The sequence below is a fragment of the Bacillus cereus group sp. BfR-BA-01360 genome (genome assembly GCF_022663595.1).
Taxonomy (GTDB): Bacteria; Bacillota; Bacilli; order Bacillales; family Bacillaceae_G; genus Bacillus_A; species Bacillus_A cytotoxicus.
Genome location: NZ_JAKUFV010000001.1, coordinates 12,832 through 25,677, shown reverse-complemented (window position 1 = coordinate 25,677; position 12,846 = coordinate 12,832). Strand labels below are relative to the sequence as shown.

The window sequence follows — 12,846 nt, the reverse complement described above, 5'->3', positions numbered from 1 at the left end:
GGTTATGGAATTGAATACAGCGATTGCCTTTATATTAATTTTTGGTGCACTCGTATTTTTCCATGAGCTAGGGCATCTCTATTTTGCAAAAAGAGCAGGGATTTTATGTCGTGAGTTTGCGATTGGCTTTGGACCAAAAATCTTTTCCTTTGAAAAGAATGAAACGGTTTATACAGTTCGATTATTGCCTCTTGGCGGCTATGTTAGAATGGCTGGTGAAGATGCAGAAACAGTTGAATTAAAACCAGGTACAAAGGTTGGACTGGTATTAAATGAAAACGAAGAAGTTGTAAAGTTGGTTTTAGATAATCGGGAAAAATATCCGAATGTCCGCGTCATAGAAGTAGAACAGGTGGACTTAGAACATAACCTTACAATCTCTGGTTACGAAGAATACGAAGAAGAAATTCAAACATTCCGTGTGCATGAAAAAGCTCGCATTATTTCAACTGGAGAGGAAATCCAAATTGCGCCATTTCATAGACAATTTGGTTCTAAAACATTGGGACAACGAGCATTAACAATTTTTGCAGGACCAGCTATGAACTTCATCCTTGCATTTGTTGTTTTCGTCATCATCGGATTCATACAAGGTGTTCCTGCCGATAAGCCGATCATTGGGCAGGTAATGAAGGGGAGTATAGCTGAACAAGTGGGCTTGAAACCAAATGATACGATTCAAGCGATTGATGGGAAACATACACCGACTTGGAAAGATGTTGTAACTATTGTCCGTGAAAGTCCCGATAAGGAAATTACGCTTCATGTAAAACGGGATAATGAACAAATTAATGTAAAAGTTACGCCAACAGCTGATCAAGAAGGGAAGGAAAAGGTTGGTAGAATTGGCGTAACTTCTTTAGTAGAAAAGTCTATTATCGGTTCTATTAAATCAGGGTTTGAACAGACTTATACATGGACAAAACTCATCTTTGATTCCCTTGTAAAATTAGTTACCGGTCAATTTTCTATTAATGATTTATCAGGTCCGGTTGGGATTTATAATTTAACAGATCAAGTGGTGAACTATGGTGTTATACGTATTCTAAGCTTGGCGGCAGTTTTAAGTATAAATCTTGGTTTATTTAACTTATTACCAGTTCCAGCTCTTGATGGAGGGCGCTTATTCTTCTTCTTAATCGAAGCGTTGCGAGGTAAGCCAATCGACCGTCAAAAAGAAGGCATGGTTCACTTTATAGGATTTGCTTTATTGATGTTACTCATGTTAGTTGTAACGTGGAATGACATTCGAAAGTTTTTCTTGTAAAATAGAATCAAATGAATAGTGAGTGTGAATTTCATCATGTCCGCTATGGATGTTGAATGAAATGAATTGAACACTGAGTTGAGATCCCTCGCCGAATTTGAGGTGAGGGTTTGTTATGTATTTGAGTAAAATAAAGAGGTGCGAATAGATGAAACAAAGTATGGTGTTTAGTCCTACATTACGAGAAGTACCAGCAGATGCTGAAATTAAAAGTCATCAGTTACTGCTTCGTGCAGGTTTTATGCGTCAAAATGCTTCAGGGATTTATAGTTTTCTGCCATTAGGGTTAAAAGTATTGCATAAAGTAGAACACATTATTCGTGAAGAAATGGAACGTGCAGGAGCAGTAGAATTATTAATGCCTGCATTGCAAGCAGCAGAATTATGGCAAGAATCAGGTCGTTGGTATTCTTACGGTTCTGAACTTATGCGTATGAAAGATCGTAATGATCGTGAATTTGCACTAGGAGCAACGCATGAAGAAGTGATTACAGATCTTGTCCGTGATGAGATTAAGTCGTATAAAAAATTACCTTTAACGTTATATCAAATTCAAACGAAATTCCGTGATGAACAACGCCCACGTTTTGGATTATTACGCGGAAGAGAATTTTTAATGAAAGATGCGTATTCTTTCCATGCAACACAAGAAAGTTTAGATGAAGTGTATGATCGCTTATTCCAAGCGTATTCTAATATTTTTGCTCGCTGTGGTCTGAACTTCCGTGCTGTTATTGCGGATTCTGGTGCTATGGGTGGTAAAGATACTCATGAATTTATGGTATTATCCGATGTAGGAGAGGACACAATCGCGTATTCTGATACATCTGATTATGCAGCCAATATTGAAATGGCTCCTGTTGTTGCTACTTATACAAAGAGCGATGAAGCGGAAAAAGCGCTTGAAAAGGTAGCGACGCCAGATCAAAAAGCAATTGAAGAAGTATCTGCTTTCTTAAACATTGAACCATCTCAGTGTATAAAAACAATGGTATTTAAAGTAGATGAAAAATTTGTTGTTGTACTTGTTCGCGGAGATCATGAAGTAAATGATGTAAAAGTGAAAAATGTATATGGCGCTTCAGTTGTCGAACTTGCTTCGTACGAAGAGGTAAGAAGCCTCTTAAATTGCGAAGTAGGATCTTTAGGACCAATTGGGATAGCAGAGGATGTAGAAGTGATTGCTGACCATGCTGTAGCGGCAATTGTAAATGGTTGTTGCGGTGCAAATGAAGAAGGTTTCCATTATGTAAATGTAAATTCAGAGCGTGACTTTAAAGTAAATCAATACGCAGATTTACGATTTATTCAAGAAGGCGATCAGTCTCCAGATGGAAAAGGTACAATTCGTTTTGCTCGCGGAATTGAAGTTGGTCATGTCTTTAAATTAGGAACGCGCTATAGTGAAGCAATGAATGCAACATTCTTAGACGAAAACGGAAAAACAAAACCACTTATTATGGGTTGTTATGGTATCGGTGTTTCTCGTACAGTAGCGGCGATTGCTGAACAATTTAATGATGAGAATGGATTAGTATGGCCAAAAGCGGTTGCACCGTTCCATGTACATGTTATTCCAGTTAATATGAAGTCTGATGTACAACGTGAAGTTGCTGAAAATATTTACACTTCATTACAAGAGCAAGGATATGAAGTATTGCTAGATGATCGTACAGAACGTGCAGGCGTGAAATTTGCTGACGCTGATTTATTTGGCCTACCAGTTCGTGTAACGGTTGGTAAGAAAGCAGACGAAGGAATTGTAGAAGTAAAAGTGCGTGCGACAAACGAATCCGCAGAAGTAAAAGTGGAGGATCTTCACACGTATATTGCCGATATTTTAAAATAAAGTGAAACTTTAATCAGTGGGGTTTTTTTCATCCCCACTGATTATGAGTCCTCACCAATCGGGCTGTTACTGCCCGATTGGTGAGAGAGAAAAAGGGGTACCTCGTTATGGGGTACCTTCTCTTTCTTTGAAGGGCATTTCAATTTATAATAGCAGATGGAAGGAGGTTGTTTATGTCATTAACGAATGAACAGCAAGAGCGTTTTCATATTTTACTTCAGCAATTACAAATACCAGAAGATCTTGTGAATCAATATTTACAAGGCGGAGGTATTCAAAAGTTAGTTGTTGATAAGGCGAACAAAAGCTGGCATTTTGCTTTACAAGTGCCGCGTATTTTGCCAACAGAACTGTATGAATTGCTTGAAAGACAGCTTAAGCAGTCATTTTCTCATATTGCAAAAACATCATTTGCACTAGAAACTGAGAGCAAACAGTTTACGGAAGAAGAAGTGAAAGCGTACTGGTCGCTATGTACAGAGAGAATTACAATTTCTCCTATGTTTGCATATTTAAAAAAACAACTTCCCCATGTAAATGGTGTGAAGTTGTTACTAGATGTAAAGAATGAATTAGAAGCAACAGCATTAAAGAAAAATGTAGCTAAGTCTGTTGGTGATCAATATGAAGCTTTTGGATTCCCACGATTTCAAGTGGATACTAATGTGAAGAAAAATGATGAAGAAGTTCAAAAGTTTAGAGAACAAACGCAGCAAGAAGATCGACAGCGCGTCATCCAAGCTATGGAAGAAATGGCGAAGAAACAAGCTGAAGAAAGCGAAGTTGTGCATGAAGGTCCAGTTGTACTCGGTTATCTCATTAAACCTGATGAAGAAATTACACCGCTGCGTGAAATTCAAGACGAGGAAAGAAGAAAAACCGTTCAAGGGTATGTTTTCCATGTGGAAACGAAAGAACTTCGTAGCGGACGTACATTATTAACGTTAAAAATCACGGATTACACAGACTCCATTATGATAAAAATGTTCTCGCGTGATAAGGAAGATATTCCAGTATTACAATCGCTGAAAAAAGGAATGTGGATTAAAGCGCGAGGGTCGGTTCAAAATGATACGTTTGTTCGCGATTTAGTGATGATTGCGAATGATATTAACGAAATCACAGGACCTTCTCGTAAAGATAAAGCACCAGAGGGGGAAAAGCGAGTAGAGCTGCATTTGCATACACCAATGAGCCAAATGGATGCCGTGACATCAGTATCTCAGCTTATTGCACAGGCTGGAAAATGGGGACATGAAGCGATTGCGATTACCGATCATGCTGTGGCGCAATCTTTCCCAGAGGCATATTCAGCAGGGAAAAAAGCAGGGATAAAGGTCATTTATGGTGTAGAAGCAAACTTAGTCAATGATGGAGTTCCAATTGCTTATAATGAAGAACACAGATTGCTTGAGGATGAAACATATGTTGTTTTTGACGTTGAAACAACAGGATTGTCTGCGGTATATGATACGGTGATTGAATTAGCGGCAGTAAAGGTAAAAGGCGGAGAAATTATCGACCGGTTTGAATCATTTGCAAATCCGCATCAACCGCTATCAGCGACAATCATCGAGTTAACAGGCATTACAGATGATATGTTGACAGACGCACCAGAAGTAGGAGAAGTATTTAAAAAGTTTCAAGCGTGGATGGGCGATCACACACTTGTTGCTCATAATGCAAGTTTTGATATGGGATTCTTAAATGTAGGGTTTAAAAAATGTGGTTTAGATAAACCAAAGAATCCAGTTATCGATACATTGGAGTTAGCTAGATTCCTATTCCCAGACATGAAGAATCATCGTTTAAATACATTGTGTAAAAAGCTTGATATTGAATTAACGCAGCATCACCGTGCGATTTATGATACGGAAGCAACAGGATATTTACTTGCGAAAATGCTGAAAGAGGTTATTGAAAAAGGATTTGAATATCATGACCAATTAAATGACAGCATGGGACAAGGCGATTCGTATAAACGAGGAAGACCAAGTCACGTTACGTTGCTTGCTACGTCTGATGAAGGACTAAAAAACTTATACAAACTTATTTCCTATTCGCATGTGAATTATTTTTATCGTGTACCGCGAATACCGAGATCGTTATTGAAAAAGCATCGAGAAGGTATATTGGTAGGGACAGCTTGTGATAAAGGTGAAGTATTTGAAGCGATGATGCAAAAAGCACCGGAAGAAGTAGAAGAAATTGCGCAGTTTTATGATTATATTGAAGTAATGCCTCCAGAAGTATTACGACATTTAGTAGAGCTAGAATTAGTTCGAGATGAAGGACAATTGAAAACGATTATTTCTAATTTAGTAAAATTAGGTGAAACGTTAGACAAACCAGTTGTTGCGACTGGTAATGTCCATTATTTGAATCCAGAAGATGCCATTTATCGCAAAATTTTAATCAGTTCACAAGGCGGAGCAAATCCGTTAAATCGTCATTCTTTACCACCGGTATATTTCCGTACAACAGATGAAATGCTAGATTGTTTCTCTTTCTTAGGGGAAGAAAAAGCAAAAGAAATTGTTGTCACAAATACACAAAAAATTGCATCGTTAATCGGTGAGGTTCATCCGGTAAAAGACGATTTGTATACACCGAAAATTGAAGGTGCAGACGATGAGACGCGCGATATGAGTTACAAAATGGCGCGCAGTATTTATGGAGAAGAGCTTCCGGAAATTGTAGAAGCTCGTTTAGAAAAAGAATTAAAAAGTATTATTGGGCATGGTTTTGCTGTTATTTATTTAATCTCACACAAATTGGTGAAAAAGTCACTTATAGATGGTTATCTTGTAGGTTCACGTGGCTCGGTTGGATCATCATTTGTTGCGACAATGATGGAAATTACAGAAGTAAATCCATTGCCGCCGCATTATGTATGTCCAAAGTGTAAGCAATCAGAATTCTTTAACGATGGTTCTGTTGGATCTGGTTTTGACTTACCGGACAAAAATTGTCCAAACTGTAATGTTCCATATAAAAAAGACGGACATGATATTCCATTCGAAACGTTCCTTGGTTTTAAAGGAGATAAGGTACCGGATATTGATTTGAATTTTTCCGGAGAATATCAGCCGCGTGCACATAATTACACAAAGGTGCTATTTGGTGAAGATTATGTGTATCGTGCTGGAACAATTGGTACAGTTGCAGAGAAAACAGCTTACGGTTATGTAAAAGGGTATGCGTCGGATCACAATTTAACAATCCGAAATGCGGAAGTGGATCGCCTTGTTGCAGGATGTACAGGTGTAAAACGTACAACTGGACAGCATCCAGGTGGTATTATCGTTGTACCAGATTACATGGATATCTTCGATTTCTCACCAATTCAGTATCCTGCTGACTCTGTTGGGGCAGAATGGAGAACGACACACTTTGACTTCCATTCCATCCATGATAATTTACTGAAACTTGACATACTTGGACACGATGATCCAACTGTTATTCGTATGTTACAAGATTTAAGTGGAATTGATCCAAAGACAATACCAACAGATGACCCCGAAGTAATGAAGATTTTTTCAAGTCCAGAATCTTTAGGGGTAACAGAGGAACAAATTAATTGTAAGACAGGTACACTTGGTATACCGGAATTTGGAACAAAATTTGTAAGACAGATGTTAGAGGAAACAAAACCAACAACATTTTCCGAGCTTGTCCAAATTTCTGGACTATCGCACGGTACAGACGTATGGCTTGGGAATGCCAACGAGTTGATTTATAACGGTACATGTACATTAAGTGAAGTTATCGGTTGTCGCGATGACATCATGGTGTATTTAATTTATCAAGGACTAGATCCATCATTAGCCTTTAAAATCATGGAATCAGTGCGTAAAGGTAAAGGCGTGCCGGAAGAATGGGAAGAGGAAATGCGTAATAACAATGTACCTGGATGGTATATTGATTCATGTAAGAAGATTAAGTATATGTTCCCTAAGGCACACGCAGCAGCTTACGTATTAATGGCTGTACGCATTGCCTATTTCAAAGTGCATTTTCCGCTCTTATTCTACGCAGCATACTTTACAGTACGAGCTGATGATTTTGATGTAGATGTAATGGCAAAAGGGTCAGCGTCAATTCGCGCAAAAATTGAAGAGATTGCACAAAAAGGATTGGATGCTTCGCCAAAAGAGAAGAGTTTGTTAACTGTATTAGAAATGACATTAGAAATGTGTGAACGTGGTTATTCTTTCCAAAAAGTTGACTTATACCGTTCGCATGCAACAGATTTTATTATCGATGGAGATACATTAATTCCTCCATTTAACGCAGTGTCTGGTCTAGGGACAAACGCAGCAATTAGTATTGTAGAAGCGCGTAAAAATGGCGACTTTTTATCAAAAGAAGATCTGCAGCAAAGAAGTAAGCTCTCTAAAACAATTATTGAGTATTTAGATAGCCAAGGTTGTTTAGGAGATTTACCAGATCAAAACCAATTATCACTGTTCTAATGGGGAGGAAAAGTCTTTACAAGTCAATATTTTCTATGGTACACTATTAACCGAGATAACCATGTCATGTATATTTTTCGAAAAGAAGAGTGGGGAAACCCACTCTTTCGTGTTACTATCTATGTTTTACCTACAATTGTAGGTGGGACATTTCTGTCGTATATACATATTTTGTTACAAGTTTTACTTCTTAAATTTGGTAATACTAAGACAGATATTCCCTGCTAAACGGCAGGGGCTTTTGTTAGCTAACAAGAAAGAATAAGGCAGACCGCTTTATGATAAAGCGGGGCTTTTCTTTCAAATGGTACATGGCGGCAGGAAGGAGGCTGTTTATGGATAAGAAAGTTACAGAAGTTGTTGAAGCACTTGCGCAGCCGATTGTTGAAGAGTTAAATCTTGAACTTGTAGATGTAGAATATGTGAAAGAAGGGAAAGACTGGTTCCTACGCGTATTCATCGATTCTGAAACCGGAGTCGACATTGAAGAATGCGGTGCGGTAAGTGAACGTTTAAGTGAAGCTTTAGATAAAGAGGATCCAATTCCTCATCTGTACTTTTTGGATGTATCATCGCCAGGAGCGGAACGCCCATTAAAGAAAGAAAAAGACTTCGAACAAGCGGTAGGAAGTCAAGTGGCAATTAAAACATACGAGCCGATTGATGGTGAAAAGATGTTTGAAGGAAAATTGCTTTCTTATGATGGTACAACAATTACACTATTATTAACGATTAAAACACGTAAAAAAGAAATCCAAATTCCAATGGATAAAGTTGCCAATGCGCGACTTGCAGTTACGTTTTAGTTAGAAGGGGGATCCTCATGAGCACTGAGTTGTTAGATGCTTTGCTCGTATTAGAATCAGAAAAAGGTATTAGCAAAGATATTATTATTGATGCGATTGAAGCAGCTTTAATCTCTGCTTATAAGCGCAATTTTAACCAAGCACAAAATGTTCGAGTTAGCTTTAATCCAGAAGTAGGGACAATTCAAGTTTTAGCACGTAAAGATGTTGTTGATAACGTATTTGACCCACGTCTTGAAATTTCTGTGGAAGAAGCAAGACAAATTAATCCAAACTATCAAAATGGTGATGTACTGGAAATTGAAGTAACGCCAAAAGATTTTGGACGCATTGCGGCGCAAACTGCAAAGCAAGTTGTCACACAACGTGTACGCGAAGCAGAGCGCGGCGTTATTTATTCAGAATTTAGCGATCGTGAAGAAGACATTATGGTCGGTATTGTCCAAAGACAAGATGCTCGCTTTATTTATGTAAGCTTAGGAAAAGTGGAAGCACTTTTACCAGTAAGTGAGCAAATGCCAAATGAACAATATAAACCACATGATCGCATCCGTGTATTCATTACAAAAGTCGAAAAAACGACAAAAGGACCACAAATTTACGTATCACGTACACATCCTGGTCTTCTAAAGCGTTTATTTGAAATGGAGGTTCCAGAGATTTATGATGGAACAGTAGAGATTCGTTCTGTTGCACGTGAAGCAGGCGATCGTTCTAAAATCTCTGTATATGCGGAGAATATTGATGTTGACCCAGTTGGTTCTTGCGTAGGACCGAAAGGACAGCGTGTACAACGCATTGTAGATGAACTAAAAGGCGAAAAAATTGACATTGTTCGCTGGTCAAATGATCCAGTAGAATATGTTGCTAATGCATTAAGTCCATCACAGGTCGTATCAGTACTTGTGAATGAAGAAGAAAAAGCAACAACTGTTATCGTTCCAGACCATCAGCTTTCGTTAGCGATTGGTAAGCGTGGACAAAACGCGCGTCTTGCAGCAAAATTAACGGGCTGGAAAATTGATATTAAAAGCGAGTCTGATGCGAAACAACTTGGTATTGTAACAGAAGAAGACAACATGATCGCATTCGATTCAGTTGAAGACGAAATCGAATAGAGGTGATGAGTATGAGCAATCGAAAAGTTCCGTTACGAAAATGCGTTGTAACGCAGGAAATGAAGCCGAAACGAGAGCTCGTTCGCATTGTTCGTTCCAAAGAGGGTGAAGTGTCTATTGATTTAACTGGAAAAAAATCAGGACGCGGCGCATATTTGTCAATGGACAAAGAATGCATTCTTCAAGCACAAAAGAAGAACATTTTGGAACATCATCTAAAAGCGAAAATCGACAGTTCTCTCTATGAAGAACTTCTTGAACTTGTTGAACTTGTTGAGAAGGAGTCGAAATAAGTGTCCGATTGGAAATCGTTTTTAGGCCTAGCAAATCGTGCCCGAAAAATTATTTCGGGTGAAGAACTTGTTTTAAAAGAAGTACGAAGTGGCAAGGCAAAGCTTGTATTGCTTTCTGAGGATGCGTCTGCGAATACGACAAAGCGCATCACAGATAAAACCACGTACTACAACATACCAATGAGAAAAGTCGAAAATCGACAACAATTAGGGCATGCGATTGGGAGAGACGAACGAGTCGTTGTAGCTGTGTTAGATGAGGGCTTTGCGAAAAAGCTGCGTAGCATGCTCGATACAACTTACCGGGGGTGAAGGTATGAGTAAGATTCGAGTATATGAATATGCAAAGAAGTACAATATTTCAAGTAAAGAGATTATTACAAAACTAAAAGAAATGAATATTGAGGTTTCGAATCATATGACAATGTTAGACGATGAAGTAGTAAACAAACTAGATAATGAGTATAATAATGAAGCGAAAAAACCTTCTGTTGCAGATGAGTTTGAAGTAGAAGAAAAGGTTGTTCGCAGCAAAAAGAACAGCAATAAGAAAAAGAAAAAAGGCAAAGGAAATCAAGATAAACGTCAAGAGAACTTTGCTGGAAAACAGCAAGCGCAAACTGTAGAAACACCAGACAAAATTACTTTCTCTGGAACGCTTACAGTAGGAGAACTTGCGAACAAGCTTGGCAAGGAGCCATCTGAAATTATTAAGAAGCTCTTTATGCTAGGGATTATGGCAACAATTAACCAAGATCTTGATAAAGATACAATCGAGTTAATTGCAAGTGACTACGGTATTGAAGTGGAAGAAGAAGTAGTCATAGATGAAATTGAGTTCGAAACATTTATCGATGAACAAGATGAAGAGGAAGGGGACTTAAAAGAGCGCCCAGCTGTTGTAACAATTATGGGTCACGTTGACCATGGTAAAACAACATTACTTGACTCTATCCGTAATTCAAAAGTAACTGCTGGTGAAGCAGGCGGAATTACGCAACATATTGGTGCATACCAAGTAGAAGTAAATGATAAGAAAATTACATTCTTAGATACTCCAGGTCACGCGGCGTTTACAACGATGCGTGCTCGCGGTGCACAAGTAACGGATATTACAATTCTTGTTGTAGCAGCTGATGATGGTGTGATGCCACAAACAGTTGAAGCGATTAACCACGCAAAAGCTGCAGGAGTACCAATTATTGTAGCGGTGAATAAAATGGATAAACCAGCAGCAAATCCAGATCGCGTTATGCAAGAATTAACGGAGTATGAGTTAGTACCAGAAGCTTGGGGTGGCGATACAATCTTCGTACCAATCTCAGCGATTAAAGGTGAAGGAATTGACAATTTATTAGAAATGATTCTTCTTGTAAGTGAAGTGGAAGAATATAAAGCAAATCCAAATCGCTACGCAACAGGTACTGTAATTGAAGCACAACTTGACAAAGGAAAAGGTGCAATCGCAACATTACTTGTACAAAATGGTACACTTCGCGTTGGTGATCCAATCGTTGTTGGTACAACATATGGTCGTGTTCGTGCGATGGTAAATGATATTGGCCGTCGTGTAAAAGTTGCTGGACCATCTACTCCTGTTGAAATTACAGGTTTAAATGAAGTTCCACAGGCAGGAGATCGTTTTATGGCATTTGCTGACGAGAAAAAAGCACGCCAAATTGGTGAATCACGTGCACAACAGGCATTGCTTGCACAACGTGGTGAAAAATCTAAATTAAGCCTGGAAGATTTATTCCAACAAATTCAAGAGGGCGATGTAAAAGAAATTAACTTAATCGTTAAAGCTGATGTACAAGGTTCTGTAGAAGCAATGGCTGCATCACTTCGCAAAATTGATGTAGAAGGCGTTAAAGTGAAAATTATTCATACAGGCGTAGGTGCGATTACAGAATCTGATATTATTTTAGCTTCTGCATCTAATGCAATTGTAATTGGATTTAACGTACGTCCAGATGTAAATGCGAAGCGTACAGCTGAATCTGAAAATGTTGACATTCGCTTGCATCGTATTATCTATAAAGCAATCGAAGAAATTGAAGCAGCAATGCGCGGTATGCTTGATCCAGAATTTGAAGAAAAAGTAATCGGTCAAGCTGAAGTTCGTCAAACGTTTAAAGTAACAAAAGTTGGAACGATCGCTGGATGCTATGTAACAGACGGTAAAATTACACGTGATAGTGGCGTTCGTATTATTCGTGACGGTGTTGTCATTTATGAAGGACAGCTTGATACATTAAAACGTTTTAAAGATGATGTAAAAGAAGTTGCACAAAACTATGAGTGCGGTATTACAATTGAGAAGTACAATGATATTAAAGAAGGAGACATCATTGAAGCATTCATTATGGAAGAAGTGAAGCGATGATTATCGCTTCGCTCTCATTCGAATGCATCATATACGATGTGCATTCTTTAAAAGAGAAACGAGCAATTTTACAACGTGTGCTAACCCGTGTGAAACAGCGACATAATGTCGCTGTTTCTGAAGTGGGGCACCAAGATGTATGGCAACGTGCGGAAATTGCAATTGTTTCTGTATCCTCAAATCGCGTTGTCTGCGAGAAAGAAATGAATCGTGTACTAGAGTATATTGACTCATTTCCGGAGATAGAACGGACGATAACGCACTTGGAATGGTATTGAATGAGGTGAATAGTTATGAAACTACGTGCAAACCGTGTGGGAGAACAAATGAAAAAAGAATTAGGCGATATTATTAGTCGCAAAATTAAAGACCCACGCGTCGGATTTGTAACAGTAACAGATGTAAAAGTAAGTGGAGATTTACAAATTGCCACAGTATATATTTCTGTTTTAGGAGATGAAGAACAGAAAGAAAATACATTAAAAGGCTTAGCGAAAGCGAAAGGCTTTATTCGTTCAGAAATTGGCCAACGTATTCGTCTTCGTAAAACACCGGAAATCTCTTTTGAATTTGATGAATCTATCGGATATGGTCATCGAATTGATACACTTTTACATGAAATTAATAAAGAAGGTAAACGTGAAGAATAATG

At 38.4% G+C, this 12,846-nt stretch carries 10 protein-coding genes; all 10 read left to right on the top strand.

The window, feature by feature from the left end:
• The first annotated feature begins 10 nt into the window (after nt 1-10).
• The 10 genes from rseP to rbfA all read left to right on the top strand — a co-directional run bounded on the left by rseP (nt 11) and on the right by rbfA (nt 12,844).
• Nucleotides 11-1,267, top strand: a complete 1,257-nt coding sequence (gene rseP / locus MR056_RS00110) for an RIP metalloprotease RseP (RefSeq protein WP_140388433.1) — start codon at nt 11-13, stop codon at nt 1,265-1,267.
• A gap of 148 nt (nt 1,268-1,415) precedes the next feature.
• Entirely contained in the window at nt 1,416-3,116 is a 1,701-nt protein-coding gene (locus tag MR056_RS00105; RefSeq protein WP_012094911.1) for a proline--tRNA ligase, read from the top strand.
• Between the two features lie 173 nt (nt 3,117-3,289).
• Nucleotides 3,290-7,591, top strand: coding sequence for a PolC-type DNA polymerase III (locus MR056_RS00100; RefSeq protein ID WP_012094910.1), 4,302 nt, complete (start codon nt 3,290-3,292; stop codon nt 7,589-7,591).
• A gap of 335 nt (nt 7,592-7,926) precedes the next feature.
• Nucleotides 7,927-8,397, top strand: coding sequence for a ribosome maturation factor RimP (rimP, locus tag MR056_RS00095; protein WP_012094909.1), 471 nt, complete (start codon nt 7,927-7,929; stop codon nt 8,395-8,397).
• Nucleotides 8,398-8,414: 17 nt separating this feature from the next.
• The gene (nusA, locus tag MR056_RS00090; protein ID WP_012094908.1) at nt 8,415-9,515 is read left to right on the top strand and encodes a transcription termination factor NusA; all 1,101 of its coding nucleotides are present in this window, start codon (nt 8,415-8,417) and stop codon (nt 9,513-9,515) included.
• Between the two features lie 11 nt (nt 9,516-9,526).
• Nucleotides 9,527-9,808, top strand: coding sequence for an RNase P modulator RnpM (gene rnpM / locus MR056_RS00085; protein WP_087098989.1), 282 nt, complete (start codon nt 9,527-9,529; stop codon nt 9,806-9,808).
• Entirely contained in the window at nt 9,809-10,120 is a 312-nt protein-coding gene (locus tag MR056_RS00080) for a YlxQ family RNA-binding protein (protein ID WP_017151266.1), read from the top strand.
• Between the two features lie 4 nt (nt 10,121-10,124).
• A complete protein-coding gene (gene infB, locus MR056_RS00075) occupies nt 10,125-12,194 on the top strand; it encodes a translation initiation factor IF-2 (protein WP_087098987.1) in 2,070 nt (689 codons plus the stop codon).
• Nucleotides 12,191-12,472 carry a DUF503 domain-containing protein gene (locus MR056_RS00070; protein ID WP_012094904.1) on the top strand — a complete coding sequence of 94 codons (282 nt, stop codon included), beginning with the start codon at nt 12,191-12,193 and terminating at the stop codon, nt 12,470-12,472. Before infB ends, MR056_RS00070 begins: the two co-directional genes overlap by 4 nt.
• Before the next feature lie 15 nt (nt 12,473-12,487).
• The gene (gene rbfA, locus MR056_RS00065; RefSeq protein ID WP_012094903.1) at nt 12,488-12,844 is read left to right on the top strand and encodes a 30S ribosome-binding factor RbfA; all 357 of its coding nucleotides are present in this window, start codon (nt 12,488-12,490) and stop codon (nt 12,842-12,844) included.
• Nucleotides 12,845-12,846 lie beyond the last annotated feature (2 nt).

Excerpts from the sequence above, each read along its gene's own strand:
- nusA (WP_012094908.1), top strand. The coding sequence starts at position 8,415 with ATGAGCACTGAGTTGTTAGATGCTTTGCTCGTATTAGAATCAGAAAAA.
- rimP (WP_012094909.1), top strand. The coding sequence starts at position 7,927 with ATGGATAAGAAAGTTACAGAAGTTGTTGAAGCACTTGCGCAGCCGATT.
- MR056_RS00105 (WP_012094911.1), top strand. The coding sequence starts at position 1,416 with ATGAAACAAAGTATGGTGTTTAGTCCTACATTACGAGAAGTACCAGCA.
- MR056_RS00070 (WP_012094904.1), top strand. The coding sequence starts at position 12,191 with ATGATTATCGCTTCGCTCTCATTCGAATGCATCATATACGATGTGCAT.
- rnpM (WP_087098989.1), top strand. The coding sequence starts at position 9,527 with ATGAGCAATCGAAAAGTTCCGTTACGAAAATGCGTTGTAACGCAGGAA.
- infB (WP_087098987.1), top strand. The coding sequence starts at position 10,125 with ATGAGTAAGATTCGAGTATATGAATATGCAAAGAAGTACAATATTTCA.
- MR056_RS00100 (WP_012094910.1), top strand. The coding sequence starts at position 3,290 with ATGTCATTAACGAATGAACAGCAAGAGCGTTTTCATATTTTACTTCAG.
- rbfA (WP_012094903.1), top strand. The coding sequence starts at position 12,488 with ATGAAACTACGTGCAAACCGTGTGGGAGAACAAATGAAAAAAGAATTA.